Raw genomic sequence first — 24,164 nt, 5'->3', positions numbered from 1 at the left:
CGATGACGAACAGCGTCCGCATCGTCAGCCCCCTTCGATCACACAGTCGTAGGGACGCTCCGGCCGGGCGTCGCAGCCGGCGGCGGTGAGCCGCCACGTGTCGCCGTCGACCGTGAGGAACACGACGTCGTCGGGCAGCACCACCTGCGCGGCGCGCCCGGCCACGTGGACCGACGTCGCGGGCCCGTCGGGCACGCGCTCGGTGAGCGTCGCGCCCACGTCGCCGTCGAGCACCGCCTCCGCGCACGGCTCGTCGCTGTCGGACTCGAGGTTCTCGAGCGCGGACGGTGCGAGCAGCGCGCACGCGGCGTCGCCGTCCTCGTGGGCGACCGCGGCGTAGAAGGCGTGGGCGACGGCGTCCGCGTCGGTGCCGTCCGGTCGCGCCGCGCACCCCGCGAGGAGGGCGACCACCGCGACGACGACGAGCACCGGCGTCCTCATGCCCCGGCGCCCACCGGGAACCGTTCCTGCAGGTAACCGGCGTACCCACCAGGCGTGCGGCCGACGCGGCGACCGGACGTGAGCACGTCGACCGCGTCCGACGGGACCACTCGCGCACCGGTCGCCCGCAGCGACGCGACGAGCGTGACGTCCTCGTGCTCGGTGCGGCGGGGGAAGCCGCCCGCGCGGACGTACGACGACACCCGCACGGCCAGGTTGGCGCCGTGCACGTGGCCGTTCGGCTTGCCGGGCACGCGGGTCGCCGACCAGGCGTCGAGGTCGTCCGCGTCGAGGTCGTCCGGGTCGGGCCGCACGGTGCCGACGACGACGTCGGCACCCGCGTCGGCGAGGCGCACGTGCTCCAGCAGCCACCAGGGCGGCACCTGCGAGTCGGCGTCCGTGCAGGCCAGCAGCACCTCGGTGGGGTCGAGGTCCAGCCCGACGAGCGCGTGCGACACCCCGAGCGCGCGGGCGGCGCCGACATTGCCGATCTCCGTGGTGACGACCTGCACGCCGGCGCCGACGTCGTCGCCGATCGCGTCCGCGACGGCCGCCGCGGTGCCGTCCGTGCACGCGTCGAGCACCACGACCAGCGACGTCGGCACGGGCGACTCCCGCCGCGCCTCGGCGATCGACCGCAGGCAGCGGCCGACGAGCTCCTCCTCGTCGCGGGCGGGGACCACGACGGCGACGTGCCGGATCATGCGAGCCCCGTCCGCCGGGCGACGGACCGCGGGTCCGGCGAGTACACCTCGAGCACCATGTCCTCCTCCGTGTGCACTGCGAGACGCGTGAGCCCGCGCGTGCGGGCCAGGTTGCGGTGCACATCGTCACCGGTCAGCGGGTACGCCGCCACCGGATGGCGCCAGTGGCAGGCGAGCAAGGTGCCGCCAGGGGAGAGCCGGTCGCGCAGCCCGTCGAGCACGCCGCGCAGCGTGGGGCGGGTGAGGTAGTACCCGACCTCCGACAGGACGACGAGGTCGAACGGGCCGTCGGGCATGTCGCGCGCGACGTCACCCGTCATCACGCGGACGTGCGGCCGGTCGGCGAGGCGCTCGCGGGCGCGGGCGACCGCGAGCGGGGAGACGTCGAGCGCGACCAGGTCGTCGCAGCGACCCGCGAGGTCCGCGGTCAGGACGCCGATGGAGCAGCCGATCTCGATCGCCCGGCCGTACCTCTCGTCGGGGAGCGCAGCAAGCGTCAGGGCGCGCTTGCGGGCCTCGTACCAGCGGTCGGTGTAGCCCCACGGGTCGTCGTGTCGGGTGTAGGTGCCGTCGAAGAAGTCCTGGCCGAGGTCGCGGGACTCGCTCGCGGCTCCCACGACGAGCACCTCGACGTCCCGGTCGAAGCCGCGCAGGAACCGGGGGTGCAGCGTCGCGGCGTCGCGGGGGTCGCCCGACAGTGGCCGGACCTGCGTCGCGTGCTCGTCGACGGCCCGGCGCTTGCGCAGCGCCGCGTCGGGGTCGAGGTCGAGCGCACGCAGCCGGTCCCAGGGCACGCGGTCGTCGTCGGGCGTCGCCCAGTGCCACAGCCAGAGCGGGTACTCGACGAGCGGGCAGCCGAGCGCGTCGGCGACCTGCGCGGCGACCTCGCCGACGACCCGGTGGTCGCGGTGGCCGTCGCCGCGCCACGGTGCGACGAGCAGGGCCGGCGTCGGGCCGGCGCACACACGGCGGAAGTCGCGGAGCACCTCGGCGCGGACCTCGCGCAGGCCGCCGTCGGGGTGGCCGAGCAGCGTCACGGGGGACTGCGGCGACAGCGTGCGGACCGCCGCGACGACCTCGGCGCGCCGCCGGACGGCGAGCGCCTGGGGGTCGAGCGTCGGGGAGCCGGGGTGGGACCCGGAGCCGTCGGACACGACGACGACCTCCGGCGGCAGCCCTCGGGCGGCCAGCGTGGCGATCAGCCCGCCCGCGCCCAGGGTCTCGTCGTCGGGATGCGCGGCCACGACGACGGTCCGGCCGGTCGGCAGCGCCAGCGCGTGCAGGTCGTCGAACCGGGCGGTCCAGACGGCCGGGTCGGTGCCCGGTGCGCGGCCGTCGAACGTCACCACGGGCGGTCCTCACGCCCCGCCCACGCCGAGCCGAGCGACGCCGCGTCCCGCTCGGCGTGGTGCTGCCGCACGTAGACCTGCAGGTCGGCGACGCGCTTGGCGTGGTCCGGCTCGAAGGCCAGCGGTGCCGGTCCGAGCGCGTGCGCGGCCGTCGTGAGCATGTCCTCGCAGGTCCGGGCGACCGTGCCCCGCACGCGCTTCGCGAGCACGCGCCCGTCGGCGGCGTCCAGCGTGCCGGCGTCGACGAGGTCCGCGGCCTCCGCGAGCGCCCGGCGCGCGGACTCCAGCGACTCGTCGACCGTCCCCAGATGCATCGCGAGCAGCCGGTCGTCGTCCCGCCTGCGGGCCTCGGCGAGCACGCGACGCCCGACGCCGACGGCGCCGCCGAACCAGCACGCCGCGACCCCGATCCCGCCCCACCAGAACCCCGGCCGCTCCAGGTACCAGCCGGGTGCGCCGACCGGGACCGCCGGCACGTCGTCGAACCGCACCGGCACCGACGGGATCTCCGCCAGGCCACGCGCCGCCCACGGCGTGCTGAGCACCGTGATGTCGTCACCCCGCAGGTCGACCGCGAACAGCCCGCGGCCGCCGTCCTCCAGGTGGGCCGTCACCAGCGCGGTGTCGAGCCGGGCCGCGAGCGAGCACCACGGCTTGGTGCCGGTCAGGTGCCACACGTCGCCCGCGCCCGTGGGCCGCGCGTCGAGCCGGACGTCGGGCGCCTCCGCCGCGAACACGCCCCACGTCGTGCTGCCCGCGGGAATGCCTGCCTGCGCGAGGATCGCACGGGCGTCGAGGTGCGGCTCCACCGCACGCGCGACCGCCAGGTCGGACGCGGCCAGCGTCGCGAGCAGCTCCCACAGCGCGCGCGTGCCGCCCGCGCCCGGCACGAGCGTGTCCGGCCAGTCGACCGCGACGCGCAACGCCTCCCCGACGTCCTCCGGGACGTCCGTGGTGCCGCGCTCGGCGAACGGCGCCAGCCGGACCTCGTCGACCTCGTGCCGCATCCCGACCTCCGCACTCCCGGGGACCTGTTCGGCGGGCGCCCGCACCCGTCGGCCGCCGGACGCCCTCACCGGTCGGCCGCCGGACGCGCGGCGGGCGAGGCGCCCGGTGCACCGGCGCCCGGCGCGTCTGCGTCCGCCCGACGGCTCCGTGATCATGACCACGCGCCCGCCGAACCGCGACCGGAGCGCAGATCCCTGGGCGCGACGGACCGCGCCGACCTAGGCTCACGGCGTGCCCCGACGCCGCGTCCACCTCGCCGCCCCGCCCGCTGTCGCGGGTGCCGAGGACGTCGACGCCGCCGTCCGCGGCGGGCTGCGGGCGCTGCGCGACGAGCTGGCGATCCCCGACGGCTTCCCGGCGGACGTCCTCGCCGAGGCGCTCAGCGCAGCGGGCCGGCCCGTGGCGGCACCGCTCGACGCCACCGACGTCGAGCTCGTCACGATCGACCCGCCCGGCTCCCGCGACCTCGACCAGGCCGTCCACATCGAGCGCCGCGACGGCGGCTACCGCGTCCGGTACGCCATCGCCGACGTCGCCGCGTGGGTCGCGCCCGGCGGGGCCGTCGACAGCGAGGCCCGGCGCCGCGTCGAGACCCTGTACGCACCCGACGGCCGCACCCCGCTGCACCCGCCCGAGCTCTCCGAGGGCGTCGCGAGCCTGCTGCCCGGCCAGGACGCGCCCGCGCTGCTGTGGACGATCGACCTCGACGCGACCGGTGCGCCCGGGGACGTCTCGGTGCGCCGGGCGCGGGTCCGCAGCCGCGCGCAGCACACGTACGACGACGTGCAGGCCGCCCTCGACGACGGCACCGCCTCGCCGTCGCTGCAGCTGCTCCGGGAGGTCGGACGCCTGCGCGAGGACGCCGAACGGGCGCGCGGCGGCATCACGCTGCCGACCCCCGAGCAGGAGGTCGTGCCCGTCGCCGACGACGGCTGGGCCCTCGTCAGCCGCGCGACGCTGCCCGTCGAGGACTGGAACGCCCAGATCTCCCTGCTCACCGGCATGTGCGCGGCCCGGCTCATGATCGACGCCCGCATCGGCGTGCTGCGCACCCTGCCCGCCGCCGACCCGCGCGACGTCGACCGCCTCCGCCGCTCGGCCGCCGCCCTGGCCGTCCCGTGGCCGCAGGGCGCGTCGCACGGCGAGTTCATCCGTGACCTCGACGCGTCCAAGCCCGCCGAGGCCGCGCTTCTCACCGAGGCCACGACGCTCCTGCGCGGCGCCGCCTACGTCGCGTTCGACGGGACGGTGCCCGACGACGTCGAGCACGCCGCCATCGCGGCCCCCTACGCGCACGCCACCGCGCCGCTGCGCCGGCTCGTCGACCGGTTCGTCGGCGAGGTGTGCGTCGCCGTGTGCGCGGGCGACGAGGTTCCCGGGTGGGTCCGCGACGCGCTGCCGCTCCTGCCGGCGCTCATGGCGGGCGGCGACCGTCGGGCGTCCGAGTACGAGCGCGGATGCCTCGACCTCGTCGAGGCCGTGCTGCTCGCCGACCGGGTCGGCGAGACGTTCTCCGGCGTGGTCGTCGACGTGCGCGACGACCGGACCGCGGGCGTCGTCCAGCTCCGTGACCCTGTGGTGCGCGGACGCGTCGAGGGTGTCGAGCTGCCGCTGGGGGAGCGCGTCGACGTGCGGCTCACGGAGGCGTCCGTCGCCAGGCGGACCGTGCGGTTCGTGCTCGACGGGAACCGCTGAGGCTGCCGTGTCGGACGCGCCGCGCTCCGAGGTGCTCGACGACCTGTACGGGGGAGCGCCCGACGACTTCGTCGCCCGCCGCGACGCCGCCGCGAAGGCCGCCCGGGCCGCCGGCGACCGCGACCTGGCCCGCGAGATCGCCGCGCTGCGCAAGCCGACCGCGGCTGCCGCGCTCATCAACGCCCTGGTCCGCGACGACCCCGGGCTCGCCGACCGGGTCGTCACGCTCGGCGACGCGCTGCGGGAGGCCGAGCGGACCTTCGACGGGCGCGCGCTGCGCGACCTGTCCCGGGAGCGGCGGGCGCTCGTGACCGGCCTCGTCGCGCGGGCACGGACACTGGGCTCCGCTGCCGGTCAGCGCGTCGGGGACGCCGTCGCGCAGGAGGTCGACCAGACCCTCACCGCCGCGCTCGCGGACCCCGACATCGCGCGGGACGTCACGTCCGGCCACCTCGCCGCCGGCCGCGAGTACTCGGGGTTCGGCGGTCTGGGCGGGTTCGGGCTCGCGGTGGCCGACGACGACGCCCCGGCGGGTGGCGCCGACGACGCGCCTGCCGCTCGAGCGGCGAAGACCGGGTCCGGCGGCTCGCTCCGCCGCGTACCGCGCGGGCGTCTGACGGTGGTCGAGGACGTGGACGAGCCCCGCGACGCGGACGACGAACGCACGAGCACCGGCCGCGCGGCGTCGCGCGGGCCCGCGGAGCCCGTCGCGACGTCGATGCGTGCGGGGACGAAGGCCGGCGGCACGACGAAGGCAGGCAAGACGAAGCCAGGCAAGACGAACGACGGCGGCACGACGAAGGCCGGCAAGACGAAGGCCGGCAAGACGAAGGACGGCAAGACGAAGGACGGCGCCACGACGAAGGCCGGTGGGGCGACGACGGGTGCGGGCGGCACGACGACCGACGCTGCCCGCGGGTCGACGTCCGCCGCGGGCAGGGCGCGAACCGGCTCGTCGGCGACGGCTGCGGAACGACGCCGCCGTGCCGCAGAGACCGCTCGGGCGGCAGCCGTCGATGCGCGCGACCGCGCCCGCAAGGCCGCCGATCGCGCGACCGGCCGACGCGACGAGCGCAGGGCCGACCTCGACGCCGCGTCGCAGGCGGCCCGCGCCGCGCACGACCTGCACGACGAGCTCAGGACCGCCATGACCGACCTGCGACGCCGCATCGCGAAGGCGGACAAGGACGCGGTCCGCGCCGAGGACCGCCTCGCCAAGGCCGAGCGTGCGCTGCACGACGAGGAGCGGTCCGCGATCGCCGCCGCCCAGGACCTCCGCCGAGCGGAACGAGCCCTCCAGGCGGCGGACCGCGAGCTCGACGCCCTCGACGACGAGCCACCCTCATGACCCCGACGAAGGAGCCCCATGGCCGGAACCCGTGACGACGCACCTCGGGTGCACGCCGAGACGGTCGAGGAGTGGCGGGCCTGGCTGGAGGCGCACCACGCGGACACCCCGAGCGTCTGGCTGGTGTCGTGGAAGTCGGCGACGGGCCGGCCGTCGGTCCCGTACGAGCGGGCCGTCGAGGAGGCGCTCTGCTTCGGCTGGATCGACTCGACGAACCGGTCGCTCGACGACGAGCGCGGGATGCTCTGGTTCACCCGCCGGAAGCCGGGCAGCGGATGGGCGCGGACGAACAAGGAGCGCATCCTCCGCCTGGAGGCCGACGGTCGGATGACCGCCGCGGGAAGAGCCGTCATCGATGCCGCGAAAGCGGACGGCTCGTGGACGCTGCTCGACGACGTCGAGAACCTCGTCGTCCCGGACGACCTGGCGGCCGCGTTCGACCGCTATCCGGGCTCCCGCGAGCAGTACGACGCGTTCCCGAAGTCGGCGCGCCGCATGATCCTCGTCTGGATCGTCCAGGCGAAGCGCCCCGAGACCCGGGCCGCCCGCCTGGAGCAGACGGCCCGCCTGGCCCAGGAGGGCAAGCGCGCCGTCCAATGACGGCGACCAGACCGGGTCCGTCAGGGGGTGCCCGGCCCCTCCAGCACGGGCACCCCCTGACCGACGTCAGGCCGCGACGGCCGCCTCACGAGGCAGGTCGGCCTTGTTCGCGGAGATCAGGGCGAGCGCCACGAGGAACGCGAGCGCGAGCAGCACCCCGCCGCCGAGGAAGGCGACGTGGTACCCGGCGACCTGCGCCTGCGCGGCGACGGCCGGCTGGGTGACGTCCTGCCCGGACGCCGCGAGGTCGGCCATCTTGTTGGTCGTCGCGGTGATGGCGAACGTGTTGAGCAGCGCGAGCCCGAGCGACCCGCCGACCTGCTGCGACGTGTTGAGCAGCGCGGAGGCGATGCCGGCGTCGTGCCCGCCGACCCCGTACAGCGCGGTGCTCGACGCGGGGATGAACACCATGCTCATGCCGACGCTCATGACGATGAGGCCGGGCAGCACCGAGGTCGCGTACGAGGACGTCGGCGACGTGCGCAGCAGGAGCAGCAGACCCGTGGTGGCGAGCGCGAGCCCGACGAGCATGAGCGGCTTGGGCCCGACGCGCGGCAGCAGCTGCGCGACGACGCCGGCCATGAGGATGATCCCGACGCTGAACGGCAGGAACGCGAACCCGGCCTTCATGGGCTCGTACCCGAGCACGTACTGGAAGTACAGCGTCATGAACAGGAACATCGAGAACAGCCCGGCGCCGACCAGGAAGAACACCAGGTAGGAGCCGCCCCGGTTGCGATCGAGCGCGATGCGCAGCGGCAGCAGCGGGTTCGCGACGCGACGCTCGAGCAGCACGAACGACACGAGTGCGACCGCGGCGAACGCGAGCAGCCCGACGACGAGCGGGTCGGTCCAGCCGACGGCCTGCGGGAGCCCGTCCTCGCCGGTGGTCTGCTTGGCGGCCTCCGTGAACGCGTAGACGAGCGCGACGAGCCCGGACGACGCGAGGATCGCGCCGGGGATGTCGAACCGGGTGTCGCCGTGGGCCTTCGACTCCTTGAGGATCCGCGCGCCGGCGATCGCCGCGAAGATCGCGATCGGCAGGTTCACGAACAGGCACCAGCGCCAGCCGAGGTACTCGGTGAGCGCACCACCGGCCAGCAAGCCGATTGCGGCACCACCGCCGGAGATGGCACCGAACACGCCGAACGCCTTGGCGCGCTCGCGTCCCTCGGTGAACGTCACGGTGATGAGCGCGAGAGCCGCGGGTGCGAGGAGCGCGCCGAAGGCGCCCTGCAGCGCACGGGCCGCGAACAGCAGCGCCTCGCTCTGCGCGGCGCCGCCGAGCGCGGACGCGACCGCGAACCCGAGGAGCCCGATGAGGAGCGCGCGCTTGCGGCCGACGTAGTCGGCGATGCGCCCGCCGAGCAGCAGCAGGCCGCCGAACGCGAGCGTGTAGGCGGTCACGGCCCACTGGATGTCGGCAGGCGCGATGTCGAGGTCCGCGGCGGCGGACGGCAGCGCGATGTTCATGATCGACGCGTCGATGATGAGCATGAGCTGCGAGATGGCGATGACGGCGAGGATCAGCCAGCGTCGCGGGTCGGGTGCGGGGGACTCGGACGCGTCGCGAGGCGCGTCGGTCGTGAGGGCAGGGTCGGTCACAGCAGGCTCCCTGGAGGCGCAGGAAAGGTAGGGATCGGCGTCGTCGCCGGATGAGGTGTGGGGATGCAAGCCGCACGCTAGCGGCGCCCTCTGACATCCCCGGGTCGCAGGGTTGCCGCTGGTCAGCACACCAGCGCGCGAGACGGAGGGTCAAGGGAGATTCGCCCGCAGCGGACAGGGGACTCTCAGGCGGTTCTCAGGTGTTCGCCTCCGGCACGAGGTCCCTGGTCCTGCCGACCAGGGCCGGTCGCCGCCATGATGGGCGGGTGCCCACCGCGCCCACGGACGACGAGCTCGAGCTGATCCGACGCTCCGGCGTCGCGCTGCGGGTAGGGCGGCTCAGCCTGTCCGCCGGCACCGGCTCCTACCGCGTGAAGGCCTCGATGGCCCGCATGGCTCACGCGCTGGGCGTCGACCGCCACGAGGCACAGGTGACGCTGACGGAGATCACGACGACGTCGCACCGCGGCCGCAGCTTCCGCACGGAGGTGTCGGAGGTCCGCCGCGTGGGCGTCAACGCCGACCGCCTCGCCGACCTCGAGATCCTCGTCAGCGACCTGGAGCGCGACGCGAGGACCACGGGCGAGGAGATCACCGTCGAGCGCGCGACGGCCGAGCTCGACCGCATCGCCGCCAAGCCGCCGCTGTACCCGGCCCTCGTGAACGCGATCTGGTCGGGGATGGCGTGCGCGGCGTTCGCGTTCCTCAACAACGGCGGGCCCGTCGAGATCGGCACGGTGTTCGTCGGTGCCGCGCTCGGCCAGCTGGTCCGCCGCGCGATGCTGCACCGTGGGTACAACCAGTTCGGCGTGACGATGCTCGCGGCGGCCGTCGCGGCATTCACGTACCTCGGGCTCGTCGAGCTCTTGCAGGCCGCCGGTGCGATCGAGGGTCGTCACCAGGCCGGCTACGTCTCGGCCGTGCTGTTCCTCATCCCGGGCTTCGCGCTCGTCACCGCAGCGCTCGATCTCGCCCGTCTGGACTTCTCCGCGGGGCTGACCCGCCTGGTGTACGCGCTCATGATCCTGGTGTCCGCGGCGCTGTCGTTGTGGGCGGTGTCGAGCATCGTCGGCCTCGCGCCCGACCCCGCGACGCCGCTCGACCTCGACCCCGGGGTGCTGCTCGTGCTGCGGTTCGCCGCGAGCTTCCTCGGCGTGCTCGGGTTCGCCCTCATGTTCAACAGCCCGTGGCGGATGGCGCTGCTCGCTGCGACCGTCGGGATGCTCGCGAACGTCGGACGGCTCGAGCTCATCGCCGCCGGGTTCGCGGCGCAGAGCGCGGCGGCCATGGCGGCGCTCGTCGTCGGGGTGCTCGCGGCCTACGCCGCCCCGCGGATCCACGTGCCGCGCGTGACGATCTCCGTGCCGGCCGTCGTCATCATGGTCCCCGGCGCGACGGCCTACCGGGCCGTGTTCCACCTCGCCGACGGCGCCACGATCCTCGCGCTGTCGTACACGGTGCAGGCCGCGCTGGTCGTCGTCGCGCTGTCCATCGGCCTCGCCGTCGCCCGGATGCTCACCGACCGGACCTGGGCGTTCGACCGCTGACGGACGGCTTTGGTGCAGGGCGCCGGGCCCGGGTACCCTGTCCCACGTCCTGGAGACGTCGCATAGCCAGGTCTAGTGCGCGACCCTGCTAAGGTCGTGAAGGGGCAACCCTTCCGTGGGTTCAAATCCCACCGTCTCCGCTTCACGAAGGCCCGGTCCACGACGGACCGGGCCTTCGTCGTGAGGTCAGACGGACGCCGCGGCCCGCCGGGCCCGGACGACGTCCCCCACGAGCACGGCGAGCAGCACCGCGTTGGTCAGCCAGCTCAGCGTGAGCGGCGTGACGGCCCCCCGGAGCAGCGCCAGGCCGAGCGCGACGACGACGCCGCCGAGGTGCCACGCCGACCACCGGCCCCCGGTCGCTCGTCGGAAGAGCGCGTTGCCCAGCAGGTAGACGGCCGCCGCGCCGCACATGATCCACGCGGTCCACGCGTCTGTCGCACCCTCGTGCCCACCCGGGTGGAGGAGGACGAGCTCGTCGGCCACGGCCGTCAGGATGATGCCCGTGACCAGCAGGAACGGCACGTACGTGTAGGCCGTCTGCGCGACCATCCCGGGCTGGTCCTGCGCGGCGAAGTACGCCGCGGCCTTCTGCTCGGAACGGTCGAAGAACAGCAGCCACATGAGCACCGTGCTGACGAACGCCGCGAGGAACGCGACGACCGTGACCGCGTCGACCTCGAGCTCGGAGAACGCGGAGCCGGTGACGATGATCGACTCGCCCAGGCTGATGATGATGAACAGGGACACCCGCTCGGCCATGTGCTGGCTGCGGACCTCCCACGTGTTCGGGTTCGTCGGGCCCATGCCCGGCACCCAGAACAGCGCGCGCGGCCCGACGACGTCGATGAGCGCCGCCACGACCCACAGCGTCATCCGTGCGTCGTCGAGCAGCGCACCCGCGACCCAGAACGCCCCGGACACGGACACCCAGATGGTGATCCGCACGAAGTTCGTCGCGTTGTCCGGCCAGTGCCGGCCCATCGCCCACGTGGTGAACGCCGTCCGCCCGACCTGGATGACGACGTACGGCACCGCGAACAGCAGCGCCTTGTCGCCGAACGCCTCCGGGATCGCGCTCGACATCACGAGCCCCAGCAGCATGAGCACGATGAGCATCGCCCGCACCGGCAGCCGGTCCGGGTCCAGCCAGTTCGTCACCCACGTGGTGTCGATCCACAACCACCAGACCGCCCACGCCAGCACCAGTACCTGGAGCAGGTGCTCGACGTCCGGGTGCGCGATGAGGCTGTGCGACAGCTGGGTCACCGCGAACACGAACACCAGGTCGAAGAACAGCTCGACGAACCCGACGCGGCTCGAGTCGTGCCCGCCGCCGTGCCGCAGGACGTCGGCCCGCATGCCCCACCGGCCGCCGCCCGTGCCGAGCCGACCTTCTGTCGCGGGTGCCGTCATGCGCGCGATCCTGCCAGGGGCTGCGGCGACGTGGGCAGGGTCACCCCTATCCGGTTTGGGCCGGGGGCCCGTGACCTGTATCGTCTTACGCGGCCCGCAGAGGGCCATGCGCCCGTAGCTCAATGGATAGAGCATCTGACTACGGATCAGAAGGTTGGGGGTTCGAGTCCCTTCGGGCGCACATCACATTGACAAGGCCCCGGACTCACAGGTTCCGGGGCCTTGTTGTTTCCCGCACGGGAACGCCCAGCCGGCGCTAGCGTGCGTCCGTGGACCTGATCCGTCGATTCGCGCCCGACGACTACGCGCGTGCCCTCGAGTCGTGGGCGTGGCTGGGCGAGGCCGGCGGGGCTCTGACGCCCCGGCTCGCCACAGCGTTCGGTGACGTCTTCCTCGAGGGACCGGACGGCCAGTTCTGGTTCCTCGACACCGTCGAGGGCTCATTGACGGTCTCGTGGGCCAGCGGCGCCGAGCTCCAGGCAGCGCTCAACACTCCGGACGGCCAGGACCGCTACCTCATGGCCGGCCTCGTCGTCGCGGCCTCCGAGGCGGGCCTCAACCCGACGGGCAACCAGGTGCTCGGCTTCACGGTTCCTCCCGTCCTGGGAGGCGAGCTCACGGTCGAGAATCTCGAGCTCGTCGACTTCGTCGTCTCGCTCGCCCTCGGCGGGCAGATCCACCAGCAGGTCAAGGACCTCCCGCCCGGCACGCCGATCTCGGGGCTCCAGGTCTCGGACTGACGTCTCGCTCAGGCTGTCCGTCCGACCACCGTCGAGGAGTACCGTGTCCCCGGCGCCGGGAGGACCGGCGTCCTCAGTGCGGCCAGCGCCGCCGGTCGGAGGAGGTGTCGCATGACTCGCAGCGAACCTCCCAGTAGTCAGCCGCCCCGTCCCCTCGACGGCTGACCGCCCGACCCGTCCGGCACCACGAGTGCCCGCAGCGGTGTGCTCGGGCGGTCCCGACATGACCGCTGGAGCACCCATGACCACCCGCACCCCCGCACGCCCGTCGGCCCGCACGTCCGTGCGTGCCACCGTCCTCGGCCCGCTGGCGGCGCTCGCGCGTCGTCCGCACGACGACGCGGCGCAGCCCGCCCCGGCCGCCGCGACGCCGGCCACGCCCGACGCCCGGTCGAGCCTCGTCGCCGCCGCGACGTACCGGCACGGTCGGCGTGTCGCGGTGTTCGACCAGCTCGACGAGACCGTCCGTGCCCTGCGGGCGAAGCCCGGGACGATGGCGTGGATCGGGCTCGAGCGTCCCGAGCCGTCCGAGCTCGCCCGGCTCGCCGCGGAGTTCGACCTGCACGACCTCGCGATCGAGGACGCGATCGTCGCGCACCAGCGCCCCAAGCTGGAGCGCTACGGGGACACGCTGTTCGTCGTCCTGCGTCCGGCGCGCTACCTGGACGACGTCGAGGAGGTCGAGTTCGGCGAGCTGCACGTGTTCGTCGGCAAGGACTTCGTCGTCACCGTGCGGCACGGTGCCTCGCCGGACCTGGCGGCGGTGCGGCGCCGGCTCGAGTCCGAGCCGGAGATGCTGGAGCGCGGACCCGAGGCGGTGCTCTACGCGATCCTCGACGCGGTCGTCGACGCGTACGTGCCCGTCATCGCGGGCCTGGAGAACGACGTCGACGAGATCGAGTCCGACGTGTTCGGGGGTGGGCTCGAGGTGTCGCGGCGCATCTACGAGCTGTCCCGTGAGGTCGTCGAGTTCCTGCGCAGCGCCCGGCCCCTGCAGCACATCCTCGCGGCGCTCGCCGTCGGGTTCGACAAGTACGGCGTGCACACCGAGCTCCAGCGGTACCTGCGCGACGTCGCCGACCATGTGACTGAGGCCGTCGAGCGTGCCGAGGGTCAGCGGGCGGCGCTGCGCGACATCCTCACGGTGAACTCGACGCTCGTCGCGCAGCGGCAGAACGAGGAGATGCGCGTCCTGACGGAGACGAGCAACGCCCAGAACGAGGAGGTCAAGAAGATCTCCGCGTGGGCGGCCATCCTGTTCGCGCCGACGCTCGTCGGGACCGTGTACGGCATGAACTTCGACGCGATGCCGGAGCTGCACTGGCGGTTCGGGTACCTGTTCGCGGTCGGGGCGATGGCCGTGGTGAGCCTCGGGCTGTTCGGGGTGTTCAAGGTCCGCCGCTGGATCTGACCGGTCGCCTCCCGTTCGCGCCCGCGTGACGAGGAGTGCCCGTACTGTTCGGGCCACGGCACCCGACGACCGTCCGCGCGCCGTCACCCGCCACCACGTGAAGGACCCCGATGACCCTCCCCGACGAGGCCGCGCAGCAGCCGGCGTACGGTCCTGCCGTCCCGCCGCAGCAGTTCTACCCACCGATGCCGCCGAACAAGAACCTCGGCTGGGTCATCGCGGGGATGCTCGTGTTCTGGCCCGTGGCGATCCCGGCGTTGCTCGCCGTGTCGAAGGTCTCCGACCTCTGGTTCACCGGGCGCCACCAGGAGGCGTTCCAGGCCGCGGCCGACGCGAAGAAGTGGGGCCGGATCGCCGTCATCGTCGGCGCGTGCTACTTCGGCCTGATGATGGTCGGCTACGTCCTGTTCATCGTCTTCGCCGTCGTGCTCGCGAGCCAGGCGCCGACGTACTAGGTCATTCCGCGAAGCGCCCGATGTCCGCGCGCAGCGACTCGGCCATCCGGGCCAGGCCGCCCTCGGCGTGACCCGCGGCGGACGAGACACCGGTCGCCTCGGCGTCGATCTCCGCGATCAGCGCGGCGACCCGGCTGATCGACGTCGAGACTTCGCGAGACACCGCCTGGGCCTCGTCGACCTGCGCCGAGATGTCCGCGGACGACGCCGCGACCCGGTCGGACAGCTGCCGGACCTCGTCGGCGACGACCCCGAACGCCTTGCCGTGCTCGCCGGCCCGCGCGGCCTCGATGGTCGCGTTGAGGGCGAGCAGACGGGTCCGGGACGCGACCTCGAGGATCAGGGTGACGGCCTCGTCGATGCGGGTGGAGGCGTCCTCCAGCCGGTGCACGAGGTCGACGGTCGTGCCGAGCTCGTCCACACCGGCCGAGACGGTGCCGCGCAGGCTCTGCGCGGACGCGCCGAGCTCCGTCGACGCGGCCGCGACGTGCTGGGAGACCTCGACGGCCTGCGCGACGATGACGCTGCGGACCTCGGCCTCCTCGGTGGCGGCCTCGTCGGCGGCGCGCAGCAGGTCGCGGGCGTCGTTGATGCGGCGCGCGCCGTCGCGGTACGCCCCGGGCAGGCCGCGTTCGACGAACGTCCGGTGGAAGCGCCCGCGGGCGCTCGCGGCGAGCGCGGCACCCGACTCGCGGACGAACGCGTCGACCACGTCGAGCAGGGAGTTGAGCGCGCGGCCGGCCTCGTCGAGCGCGGGGTCGTCGGATTCGGCGGTGCGGGCCTCGAAGTCGCCGGCGGCCGCACGGTGCAGCACGTCGACGATCGCGTCGAGCCCGCCCGTGCTCGTCGCCGGACCGGGATCGACGACCGTCACGGTCCCGCTCCGCCGGAGCAGCTGCCTCACCGGGCACCGCCCTCGTGCGCGTTGATGACGCTCCACACCCATTCGTCGTAGGTCGTGCGGCGCTCGTCGAGCCAGTCCCGCAGCAGCGCGGACGACGCGTCGACCGCCGCGTTGCCCGTCGGGTGCCGCTGCTCCTCGGCAAGGAGCAGCGCGTAGACGGGTTCGACGGCGCGGATCGCCGCGGGTTCGGGCAGCCGCCGGTTGGAGTGGTAGCCCACCGGGACGCCGTGCGCGTCGGTCGACGGCGTGACGTGCGCGAGCACCCAGTAGAACGACCCGTCGGCGGCGAGGTTCTTCACGTACGCGAAGATCTCGTCGCCCGACTGGACCGTGTCCCACAGCGTGCGGAACACGGCACGCGGCATGTCGGGGTGCCGGATCAGCGAGTGCGGGCGGCCGAGCAGCTCGCGCCGGGTGTAGCCGGAGACGCGGACGAACACGTCGTTCGCGTAGGTCAGGTGCCCGCGCAGGTCGGTCTTGGAGACGATGATCTCCTCACGCGCGAACGTCCTCTCCTGGGAGGTGGGGCGGGCTGCGGGTGGTCGCACACCCCGACCCTTCGTCGCAGGTCGGGCCAGCGATCTGGGACCTAGGTCCCGACCCTCGGGGTGATCGAGCGGGTGATCGTCGCCGGCGGCAGCCGTTGCCGGGCGACTCCGCCCGCCTCCACGATGGGACGGCGTCCGCTCTGCAGCCGGCCCGACGGAGGGCTGCCCGTGCTCCCGGTGATCGAGTTCGTGCTCGGCGTCGCGCTGCTCGTGTACAGCGCGGAGAAGCTCGTCGGCCACCTGGTCGGCGTCGCGAGCCGGTGGGCGGTGTCGCTGTTCCTCGTCGCGGTCGTGCTCACGGGGATCGAGCTCGACGACCTCGCGTACGGCGTCGTCGTCAACGTCGAGGGCATGCCGCAGGTCGCGCTCGGGTCGGTGGTCGGGACGTCGGTCGCGATGACGGGCGTCGTGCTGGCGCTCGCGGCGCTGCTCGCGCCCAGCCGGGTGGACGTGCCCCGCGACTACCTCGTGCTGTTCGTGGCCGCGCCGGTGCTCCTCCTGCTGGTGGCCCTGACCGGTGTGCTCACGCGGGTCGTCGGGGGCGTGCTCGTGGTGCTGTTCCTGGGGTTCGTCGCGTGGGTCGCTGTGCGGGAGTACGTGTCGCGGCGGCCGGTGTTCCGGACCGCCGGGCTCTACGAGGAGCTCGAGCGGGTCGGCGCCGGGGCATCGGCGACGAGCCCGGCCGGCCCTCCCGACGAGCCGCGGGGCGCGTTCGTGCTGCCCGCCGACCTGCGCGTCGACCAGGGGTTCCTCCGGGCGCGACGCCGTTCCGCGCCCGCCGGTGCGGCGCTCGTCGTGCTCGCGCTCGTCGGCGTCGTCGTGGGGTCGGTCGTCGCCGGACGCGGCACCGGCGGGGTGCTCGACACGTTCGGCCTCGACGGCACCGTGTTCGGCGTGACGGTCGCGACGCTCGCGCTGTCGCTGGAGGACGTGCTCCTCACCGTCGAGCCCGCCCGACGCGGCGTGCCGGAGATCGGCGTCGGCAACGTGATCGGGAGCGTGGTGTTCTCCGTGACCGGCAAGCTCGGCGTCGTCCTGCTCGCGGGCGGCGTGATCACCGTCGACCGTTCCGTGCTCGTCTGGCACCTGCCCGTGCTGCTGGTGCTGACGGCGCTCGCGGCCGTGCTGCTCGCGACCGGGCGGCTGCGCCGCCGGCACGGCGTCCTGCTGCTCGGGCTGTACGTCGTCTACGTCGTCGTGAGCCTGACCGTGCTCGGCGGCGTCCCGCTCGACGCGGGCTGACCACGCCTCGCGGCTGTACCGCGGAAGGTAGAGTCGCCCCGCCGGTCGGCTCCTGCGTGCGCACACACGTGGATGCTGCCCCGAACCATCCTCGTCGGACCGTGCAAGGAGACCCCTGATGGCCCAGGAACCCGTCACGCCGCTGTCGTCGTTGCTGCAGGACCGCCGCGAGCGCATCGCCGCCGCGTGGCTCGAGACCGCGGCCGGGGAGCTGCGCGGCCGGATCACCCGGTCCGAGCTGGAGCGTGAACAGACCGACGTGCTCGACACCCTGGTCGCAGGGCTGGCCGCCGGTGGCCTGGCGCTCACCGACCCGGCGTTCGAAGGGCTCCGCGGGCTGCTCGGCAGCGTCTCGACGACGCGGGCGCGGCAGGGCTTCTCGCCGCGCGAGACGGCCATCTCGGTGTTCGCGCTCAAGGAGGGGCTGTACGCGATCCTCTCGGACGGCGACGCGACCCTCGCACCGGCCGACCTGCTCACGCTGCTCCGCCTGGTCGACGACCTGGGGCTGTTCACGTTCGAGACCTTCGCCTCCGCGCGCGAGTCGATCATCGCGGAGCAGGCCGAGCAGCTCCTCGAGCTGTCGACCCCCGTGGTCAAGCTGTGGGAGGGCGTCGTCGCGGTGCCGCTCGTGGGCACGCTCGACTCGGCCCGCACCCAGGTCGTGATGGAGAAGCTGCTCCAGACGCTCGTCGACACGGGCAGCGAGCACGCGATCATCGACATCACCGGCGTCCCGGCCGTCGACACGCAGGTCGCCCAGCACCTGCTGAAGACGGTCGTGGCGGCCCGGCTCATGGGTGCCGAGTGCACCATCAGCGGCATCCGCCCGCAGATCGCGCAGACGATCGTGGCGCTCGGCATCGAGTTCGGCGACATCCGCACCAAGGCGACGCTCGCCGACGCGCTGGTCGCGGCGCTCCGCACCGGCAAGGGCCGGAGGGCGGAGACGTCGGCCCTGACGGTCGCCTGATGGAGAGCGTCCCGATCCTCAAGATCGGCACGACCCTGCTCGTCTCGATCCAGGTGGACCTGCAGGACCACACGGCCCTCCAGCTGCAGGAGGACCTCGCCGACCGGATCACGTCGACGGGTGCGCGCGGTGTCCTCATCGACATCTCGGGCCTCGAGATCGTCGACAGCTTCATCGGCCGGATGCTCGCGTCGATCGCATCGATCTCCCGCGTGCTGGACGCGACGACGGTCGTGGTCGGCATGCGGCCGGCGGTCGCGATCACGATGGTCGAGCTCGGGCTGTCCCTCGGCGGCGTGCGGACCGCGCTCGACGTGGAGAAGGGCCTGCGGCTGCTCGACGTCGGCGAGGACGACGCGGAGCACCTGCTCCTCGACCCGGACGGGACCGAGGCTGAGTGAGCGGCCCCCAGGTGGGTGAGCCGGAGGCGGTGCCCATCGCGGTGGACGCGGACGTGGTCCGGGTCCGGCAGGCCGTGCGCGCGCTCGCCCAGACCGCACGCCTCTCGCTCGTGGACCAGACGAAGTTCGTCACCGCCGCGAGCGAGCTCGCGCGCAACACGCTCGTGTACGGGGGCGGCGGCGAGGCCGTGCTCACGCTCGTGAGCGACGCGCGCCGCACGGGTGTGCGCGTCCGGTTCTCCGACGACGGCCCGGGCATCGCGGACCTCGACCTGGCCATGACCGACGGGTACACGAGCGGCAACGGGCTGGGCCTCGGCCTGTCGGGCGCGCGGCGCCTCGTCGAGACGTTCACCATCGACACGGCCCCAGGCGCGGGCACGCGCATCGAGATCACGTCGTGGTCGCGATGACCGGCACGGGCGTCGCCGACGAGGTCGAGGACGTCGAGTGGCTCGCGGTCGACCACATGAGCGCCGCGGGCGCGGTGCGGCGCTCGGCGACCGGCCTCGCCCACCGGCTGGGGTTCGACGAGGAGCGCACCGCCGGCGTCGCCATCGTCGCGACCGAGCTCGCGACGAACCAGGTGAAGCACGCGGGCGGGGGCAGCATGCTCCTGCGGGCCCGGCGTGGCGTCGTCGAGGCGACGCTCGAGCTCGTCGCCGTGGACCGCGGCCCGGGCATCGCCGACGTGGACCACGCGCTGCGTGACGGGACGTCGACGACGGGGACGCTCGGCATCGGGATGGGGTCGTTCGTGCGGCTCGCCTCGACGTGGGACCTGTGGACGCGTCCGGGGCTCGGCACGGTCGTCGCGGTGACGTTCGCGCGGGACGCCGACCAGGTCGTCACCACGCCCGCAGCCGCGGGCCTCACGCGGCCGATGACGGGCGAGCCGGTCTGCGGCGACGCCTACGCGTTCCGGGTCGACGACGGCGTGGTGTCGGCGATGCTCGTCGACGGCCTCGGGCACGGCCCGCTCGCGGCGAAGGCGGCCCAGGAGGCCGTGCGGGCCTTCCGCGCCGCACCCGAGGGTCCGCCGACCGCGCTGCTCACCGCGGTCCACCGGGCGCTGCACGGCACTCGCGGGGCCGCGGTCGCGGTCGCGCGGGTGGAGGGCGGCTCCGTGCGGTACGCCGGCATCGGCAACATCGTCGGGACGGTCCTCGACGACGCGGGCTCGCGCGGCATGATCAGCCACCCCGGCATCGCGGGCGCGCAGGCCCGCACCATCCGGGAGGCCACGTACCCGATCGGCCCGGCCGGGGTCGTCGTGATGCACAGCGACGGCCTGACGGCGCGGATGGACCTCGCGCCCTACCTGGGGCTGCTCACCCGGTCGCCGCTCGTCGTCGCCACCGTGCTGCTGAGGGACTTCGGGGTCCGGCAGGACGACGCGAGCGCCCTGGTGCTGCCGGCCGCGGCGTCGAGGTGACGCCACGGTGAGGTACCTGCTCAGCGAGGAGGAGCTCGCCGACGAGCGCGACGTCGTGACCCTGCGCCAGCTGGGCCGGGAGGCCGCCGAGCTCCTGGGCCTGGACCGGCAGGACCAGGTGCGCCTCGCGACCGCGCTCTCGGAGGTCGGCCGCGACGTGCTCGCGGGCGGCGGCTCGACGGTGCTCGTCGAGGTCGTCACGGAGCCCGCCCCGGGGGAGCTGCTCGTGACGATGACGTCCCGGTACGAGCTCGCTCCGGACGGCGCCGTCGACGCCGGAGGTGTGCCCGCGGCGCGTCGCCTCGTCGACTCCGTGCAGGTCGCGGCGGGTCCGGCGGGCGGCAGCGTCGTGGTTCTCGGCAAGCGTCTCCCCGTGCGTGGGGGCTGGAACCGCCACACACTGGACGACGTGCGTGGTGCCTTGAGCCGGCCGCGGAAGGCGACGGCCGACGACGAGCTGCGGATCCAGAACCTCGAGCTGGTGCGCACGCTCGACGAGCTGCGCACGCGCAGCGACGAGCTCGCGCGGGCGAACGAGGAGCTCGAGGAGACCAACCGCGGCGTCCTGGCGATGTACAACCAGCTGTCCGACGAGCTCGAGGAGACGAACACCGGCGTCGTCGCGCTGTACGCCGAGCTCGACGAGCGCAGCAAGCAGCTGGCCGCCGCGAACGAGGCGAAGACGCGGTTCCTGCGCAACGTGAGCCACGAGCTGCGCACACCGGTCAACTCGATCCTCGGACTCGCGTCGCTCCTCGCCGAGTCCGCGCTGGACGACGAGCAACGCGTGCAGGTGTCCTACCTGGAGGGCAGCTCGCGTGCGCTGCTCGCGATGGTCAACGAGCTGCTCGACCTCGCGCGCGCCGAGTCGGGCCGTCAGGAGGTCGTCCTCGCCGACGTCGACCTCGGACCGCTGTCCGCCGAGCTGCAGGGGACGCTGCTGCCGCTCGCCCGGCCCGGTGTGGCGCTGGACGTGCAGGTCCCGCCCGGGACGACGCTGAGGACCGACCGCGACCTGCTCGCGCGCGTGCTGCGCAACCTCCTGACGAACGCGCTGAAGTTCACCGACTCCGGCCACGTGCGGCTCACGGCGGCGCCGGACGAGTCCGGCGAGCACGTCGTCCTGCGCGTCGAGGACACGGGCCTCGGCATCGACGCCGAGCACGTCGAGCGGGTGTTCGAGGAGTTCTACCAGGTCCCGAACCGGTTGCAGCCGTCGGTCAAGGGCACCGGCCTGGGTCTGCCGTACGCGCGACGCACCGTCGAGGCGCTCGGCGGCGACCTGGCGCTGACCAGCGAGCCGGGCCGCGGCAGCACGTTCGTCGTCACGCTCCCCGTCGGCTCCGCCGACGGTGCGCCCGTGCACGCCGACCAGGAGCGCCTGCAGCCGCTGCTCGCGCGCGTGCTCGTCGTCGACGACGACGACGCCTACCGTCAGGTGCTCCGAGGCCTCCTCGGCGAGCTCGCCGGTTCGGTCGTGGAGGCGTCGGACGGCCAGCAGGCGCTCGAGCGGCTCCGCGCGTCGACGCCGACCCTGGTCCTCATGGACGTCCGCATGCCCGTGCTCAACGGTGACGCGGTGCTCGCGGCGATGCGGCGCGACCCCGCGCTGGAGCACGTCCCGGTCGTGCTCCTGTCGAGCGCCGAGCCGCTGCGCACCGACGACCTGCCGGGTGCCGTGTTCGTCGCGAAGCGCGACCTCGCCCGCGACGCGCTCCTCGACGCCGCGGCCGCCGCCGGGCTGTCCGCAGGGCAGGCGTGAGCCCCGCGCGGCACGTGCTGGTCGTCGACGACACCGACGCCCACCGGTACGTGATGGCGAGCTGGCTGCGTCGCGCCGGCTACGAGGTGAGCGAGGCGGCGACCGGCGTGGACGCGCTCGCGGCGGCAGGCTCGCACCTCGACGCGATCGTGCTCGACGTGAACCTGCCGGACATGTCCGGGCTCGACGTGGGCCGCCGGGTCAAGGAGGCGACGGCGACGGCGGCGGTGCCCGTGCTGCACGTCTCGGCGACTGCGATCGACGCCCGGGCGCGTTCGTCGGGTCTCGCGCTCGGGGCGGACGCCTACCTCGCGGAGCCGCTGGACCGGGACGAGTTCCTCGCGGTGATCGGGGCGCTGTGCCGGTCGCACGAGGCGCGCCGGGACGTCGACGAGCAGGCGCAGCGGCTGACCCGGCTCGCGACCGCGCTCGTGCCCATGAGCGCGGCGACGTCGCTCGACCAGATCATGCGTGCGGCGGCCGTCGGCACCGCGGGCGTCCTCGAGCGGCCCGTCATCGTCGTCGCCCGCGCGCACGACGGTGCGGTCGCCCGGTGCGTGTGCGCCGGCCCCGGCCAGCCGGTCGTGTACAGCCGGCTGGTGAGCCCGTTCGTGTTCCCGCAGGCCACCGCACCGGGCCAGTTCCGGCCCGACGAGGTGCCTGGCGCGTGGCGCGACATGCTCGACCGGGCCGGTGTGCCGGTCGGCGGGTGGCACTACGTCCCGCTGCGTGATCCCGCGGGCCGGCTCGTCGGCGCGGTCGCAGCGCGGCTCGACGACGACCAGGACGCGCTGACGCCCGAGGAGGAGGCGGTCACGGTCCGCCTCGCTGACGCGCTCACCGTGACGCTCGCGAACATGCACTCGTTCCGGGAGGAGCACGAGCTCGCGCTGACGCTGCAGCGGTCGATGCTCCCCGCGACCCTGCCGACGCTCCCGGGGGTCGACGTCGCCGCTCGGTACAGCGCCTCGGACGCGCAGATGAGCGTCGGCGGCGACTTCTACGACGCGTTCGAGCTCGGCGACGGCACGCTCGCCGTCGTGATCGGGGACGTCCAGGGCCACTCGCTGCGGGCGGCGACCGTGATGGTGGAGCTGCGCATCTCGTTGCGCGCGTACCTGCTCGAAGGCCACCCGCCCGCGCGCGCCCTCGACCTGCTCAACGACCTCCTGATCCGCAACCACCCGGAGTTCGTCACCGTGTGCGTCGCCGTGCTCGACGCTGCGGCGGGCCGGGTCGTCGTGACGAACGCCGGTCACCTGCCCCCGCTGCTCGTCACCGCCGACGGCGCCTCGTACATGGAGGGCTCCTCGCCGCTGCTCGGGCTGCCGAACCGGGGCGAGCGGCTGTCCAGCACCGTTGAGCTCTCCGCGGACCACACCCTCGTCCTCGTCACCGACGGGTTGCTCGAACGGCGGGCGGGTGACATCCGCACGGCGCTCTCGAACATGTCGGACGCCGTCGCCGGCGCCCGCACCCTCCAGCCGGAGCTGCTGTGCGACCTGCTGCTGGAACGCTTCGACATCTCCGGCCGGGAAGACGACGTCGCGATCCTCGTCGTGAGGTCGGCACCGGACCCGGACGCACGTCGTGCCGACCGGCCTGCGACGGACCCCGTCGCGGGCTGACCCGGCTCGTTACGCTGCCGGGATGCCGCTCCTGGGATCCCTGGTCGCCTACCCGCCCACCCCGCGCACGGCCGACGGTCGGGTCGCCGAGCCGGCGCTCGCGGCGCTGGTCGACAGGGCCGTCGAGGCCGGCGTCGGCGGGGTCGCGGTGCTCGGCTCCACCGGTGGCGCGGCCTACCTCGACCGGGCGCAGCGCCGCCGGGTCGTCGAGGTGGCCGCCGAGGCGGTGGCGGGTCGCGTACCGCTCGTGGCCGGGATCGGTGCGACGACGACGGAGGCGGTGATCGCGCACGCGCAGGACGCCGCCGCCGCCGACGGGTTCCTCCTGGCGACCGTGTCGTACCTGCCGCTCACCGACGACGAGGTCGTCGGCCTGTACGCGGACGTCGCACGCGCCGTCGACCGCCCCGTGTGGGCGTACCACAACCCCGTGGCGACGCGGTTCTCGTTCAGCGTGGAGACGATGCTGCGGGTCGCGGCGCTGCCGGGGATCGGCGGCGTCAAGGACCGCGGGGCGGACGCCGCGGAGGTGGCGTCGCGTTCGGCCGGGCTCCTCGCCGGGGCACCCGCGTCGGTCGAGGTCGGGTTCAGCGGCGACCTGCTGGGTGTCGAGGGGCTGCTCGCGGGTGCCCGGACGTGGCACTCGGGCCTCGCCTCCGTCCTGCCAGACCCGTACGTGGCGCTCGCCCGCGCGGGGGTCACGGGCAACCGGGCGGAGGTCGACCGGCTCGTCGCGACGGTGCGGCCCGTTGTCGAGCTGGCGCTCGCGCACGGCGGCCCCCGGGTCGTGCACGCGATCGGCGAGATCCTCGGGCTGGGCACCGGCCGGCTGCCTGCGCCCCTGCTGCCGCCGGCGCAAGGGGTCGTCACCCGTCTGGAGGGGATGATTCCCGCGCTCGCAGAGGCATCCTCGGCGCACTGACCTGCGACGACGCACCCGCGCGACGACCGT

Annotated in this window: 23 protein-coding genes and 2 tRNA genes; 17 read left to right on the top strand and 8 right to left on the bottom strand. The window is 74.1% G+C overall.

What is annotated here, in order from left to right:
- Positions 1-24: 24 nt before the first annotated feature.
- The 4 genes from J7523_RS02910 to J7523_RS02895 are packed head-to-tail and all read right to left on the bottom strand — an operon-like array spanning position 25 to position 3,501.
- Positions 25-441, bottom strand: a complete 417-nt coding sequence (locus tag J7523_RS02910; RefSeq protein ID WP_291882010.1) for a hypothetical protein — start codon at positions 439-441, stop codon at positions 25-27.
- Complete coding sequence (locus tag J7523_RS02905) at positions 438-1,145, bottom strand: glycosyltransferase family A protein (RefSeq protein ID WP_291882007.1); 708 nt, start codon at positions 1,143-1,145, stop codon at positions 438-440. The genes J7523_RS02910 and J7523_RS02905 overlap by 4 nt, the downstream gene beginning before the upstream one ends.
- Positions 1,142-2,494, bottom strand: a complete 1,353-nt coding sequence (locus J7523_RS02900; protein ID WP_291882004.1) for a bifunctional PIG-L family deacetylase/class I SAM-dependent methyltransferase — start codon at positions 2,492-2,494, stop codon at positions 1,142-1,144. Before J7523_RS02900 ends, J7523_RS02905 begins: the two co-directional genes overlap by 4 nt.
- Positions 2,488-3,501 (bottom strand): acyl-CoA dehydrogenase, encoded by a 1,014-nt coding sequence (locus J7523_RS02895; RefSeq protein ID WP_291882001.1) that lies wholly within the window; start codon positions 3,499-3,501, stop codon positions 2,488-2,490. The genes J7523_RS02900 and J7523_RS02895 overlap by 7 nt, the downstream gene beginning before the upstream one ends.
- Before the next feature lie 232 nt (positions 3,502-3,733).
- Here J7523_RS02895 and J7523_RS02890 point away from each other — a divergent pair, with 232 nt between their 5' ends.
- From J7523_RS02890 to J7523_RS02880, 3 genes are read left to right on the top strand one after another with little or no spacing between them, the layout of a single operon-like run.
- On the top strand, positions 3,734-5,197 hold the full coding sequence (locus tag J7523_RS02890) for an RNB domain-containing ribonuclease (protein ID WP_291881998.1): 1,464 nt from the start codon (positions 3,734-3,736) through the stop codon (positions 5,195-5,197).
- A 7-nt stretch (positions 5,198-5,204) separates the two neighbouring features.
- A complete protein-coding gene (locus J7523_RS02885; RefSeq protein ID WP_291881996.1) occupies positions 5,205-6,545 on the top strand; it encodes a hypothetical protein in 1,341 nt (446 codons plus the stop codon).
- Between the two features lie 18 nt (positions 6,546-6,563).
- Positions 6,564-7,145, top strand: a complete 582-nt coding sequence (locus tag J7523_RS02880) for a YdeI/OmpD-associated family protein (protein WP_291881993.1) — start codon at positions 6,564-6,566, stop codon at positions 7,143-7,145.
- A gap of 66 nt (positions 7,146-7,211) precedes the next feature.
- Here J7523_RS02880 and J7523_RS02875 read toward each other — a convergent pair whose 3' ends face one another.
- Positions 7,212-8,750 carry an MFS transporter gene (locus J7523_RS02875; RefSeq protein WP_291881990.1) on the bottom strand — a complete coding sequence of 513 codons (1,539 nt, stop codon included), beginning with the start codon at positions 8,748-8,750 and terminating at the stop codon, positions 7,212-7,214.
- Between the two features lie 266 nt (positions 8,751-9,016).
- On the opposite strand from J7523_RS02875, the gene J7523_RS02870 reads away from it, so the two are divergent.
- The gene (locus J7523_RS02870) at positions 9,017-10,297 is read left to right on the top strand and encodes a threonine/serine exporter family protein (RefSeq protein WP_291881987.1); all 1,281 of its coding nucleotides are present in this window, start codon (positions 9,017-9,019) and stop codon (positions 10,295-10,297) included.
- Positions 10,298-10,348: 51 nt separating this feature from the next.
- Positions 10,349-10,437: transfer RNA gene (locus J7523_RS02865), tRNA-Ser, on the top strand.
- A 46-nt stretch (positions 10,438-10,483) separates the two neighbouring features.
- On the opposite strand, the gene J7523_RS02860 is transcribed toward J7523_RS02865, so the two are convergent.
- Positions 10,484-11,713 carry a low temperature requirement protein A gene (locus J7523_RS02860; protein WP_291881983.1) on the bottom strand — a complete coding sequence of 410 codons (1,230 nt, stop codon included), beginning with the start codon at positions 11,711-11,713 and terminating at the stop codon, positions 10,484-10,486.
- 108 nt (positions 11,714-11,821) lie between these two features.
- On the opposite strand from J7523_RS02860, the gene J7523_RS02855 reads away from it, so the two are divergent.
- The 4 genes from J7523_RS02855 (at position 11,822) to J7523_RS02840 (ending at position 14,319) form a co-directional block, all read left to right on the top strand.
- Positions 11,822-11,894: transfer RNA gene (locus J7523_RS02855), tRNA-Arg, on the top strand.
- An 88-nt stretch (positions 11,895-11,982) separates the two neighbouring features.
- Positions 11,983-12,453, top strand: a complete 471-nt coding sequence (locus tag J7523_RS02850) for a T6SS immunity protein Tdi1 domain-containing protein (RefSeq protein WP_291881980.1) — start codon at positions 11,983-11,985, stop codon at positions 12,451-12,453.
- A 241-nt stretch (positions 12,454-12,694) separates the two neighbouring features.
- A complete protein-coding gene (locus J7523_RS02845; RefSeq protein ID WP_291881978.1) occupies positions 12,695-13,864 on the top strand; it encodes a magnesium and cobalt transport protein CorA in 1,170 nt (389 codons plus the stop codon).
- A 110-nt stretch (positions 13,865-13,974) separates the two neighbouring features.
- Positions 13,975-14,319, top strand: a complete 345-nt coding sequence (locus J7523_RS02840) for a CD225/dispanin family protein (protein WP_291881976.1) — start codon at positions 13,975-13,977, stop codon at positions 14,317-14,319.
- Between the two features lies 1 nt (position 14,320).
- Here J7523_RS02840 and J7523_RS02835 read toward each other — a convergent pair whose 3' ends face one another.
- The gene (locus J7523_RS02835) at positions 14,321-15,193 is read right to left on the bottom strand and encodes a methyl-accepting chemotaxis protein (protein ID WP_291881973.1); all 873 of its coding nucleotides are present in this window, start codon (positions 15,191-15,193) and stop codon (positions 14,321-14,323) included.
- 26 nt (positions 15,194-15,219) lie between these two features.
- Positions 15,220-15,771 carry a PAS domain-containing protein gene (locus tag J7523_RS02830; protein WP_291881971.1) on the bottom strand — a complete coding sequence of 184 codons (552 nt, stop codon included), beginning with the start codon at positions 15,769-15,771 and terminating at the stop codon, positions 15,220-15,222.
- 168 nt (positions 15,772-15,939) lie between these two features.
- On the opposite strand from J7523_RS02830, the gene J7523_RS02825 reads away from it, so the two are divergent.
- The 8 genes from J7523_RS02825 to J7523_RS02790 all read left to right on the top strand — a co-directional run bounded on the left by J7523_RS02825 (position 15,940) and on the right by J7523_RS02790 (position 24,134).
- Positions 15,940-17,013, top strand: coding sequence for a sodium/calcium exchanger protein (locus J7523_RS02825; RefSeq protein ID WP_291881969.1), 1,074 nt, complete (start codon positions 15,940-15,942; stop codon positions 17,011-17,013).
- A 118-nt stretch (positions 17,014-17,131) separates the two neighbouring features.
- On the top strand, positions 17,132-17,986 hold the full coding sequence (locus tag J7523_RS02820; RefSeq protein WP_291881966.1) for an STAS domain-containing protein: 855 nt from the start codon (positions 17,132-17,134) through the stop codon (positions 17,984-17,986).
- Complete coding sequence (locus J7523_RS02815) at positions 17,986-18,387, top strand: STAS domain-containing protein (RefSeq protein WP_291881962.1); 402 nt, start codon at positions 17,986-17,988, stop codon at positions 18,385-18,387. The genes J7523_RS02820 and J7523_RS02815 overlap by 1 nt, the downstream gene beginning before the upstream one ends.
- The gene (locus tag J7523_RS02810; RefSeq protein WP_291881958.1) at positions 18,384-18,800 is read left to right on the top strand and encodes an ATP-binding protein; all 417 of its coding nucleotides are present in this window, start codon (positions 18,384-18,386) and stop codon (positions 18,798-18,800) included. The genes J7523_RS02815 and J7523_RS02810 overlap by 4 nt, the downstream gene beginning before the upstream one ends.
- Positions 18,797-19,822: an ATP-binding SpoIIE family protein phosphatase gene (locus J7523_RS02805; protein WP_291882306.1), complete on the top strand. Its 1,026-nt coding sequence runs from the start codon at positions 18,797-18,799 to the stop codon at positions 19,820-19,822. The genes J7523_RS02810 and J7523_RS02805 overlap by 4 nt, the downstream gene beginning before the upstream one ends.
- Positions 19,823-19,829: 7 nt before the next feature.
- A complete protein-coding gene (locus J7523_RS02800) occupies positions 19,830-21,584 on the top strand; it encodes an ATP-binding protein (RefSeq protein ID WP_291881954.1) in 1,755 nt (584 codons plus the stop codon).
- Positions 21,581-23,212 carry a SpoIIE family protein phosphatase gene (locus J7523_RS02795; RefSeq protein ID WP_291881952.1) on the top strand — a complete coding sequence of 544 codons (1,632 nt, stop codon included), beginning with the start codon at positions 21,581-21,583 and terminating at the stop codon, positions 23,210-23,212. Before J7523_RS02800 ends, J7523_RS02795 begins: the two co-directional genes overlap by 4 nt.
- Before the next feature lie 22 nt (positions 23,213-23,234).
- Complete coding sequence (locus J7523_RS02790) at positions 23,235-24,134, top strand: dihydrodipicolinate synthase family protein (RefSeq protein ID WP_291881950.1); 900 nt, start codon at positions 23,235-23,237, stop codon at positions 24,132-24,134.
- Positions 24,135-24,164: the final 30 nt, after the last annotated feature.

The organism is Cellulomonas sp., assembly GCF_017744555.1.
GTDB lineage: Bacteria > Actinomycetota > Actinomycetes > Actinomycetales > Cellulomonadaceae > Cellulomonas.
Note: the sequence above shows the minus strand (reverse complement) of the source record. Positions and strands in the feature narration are given on the sequence as shown.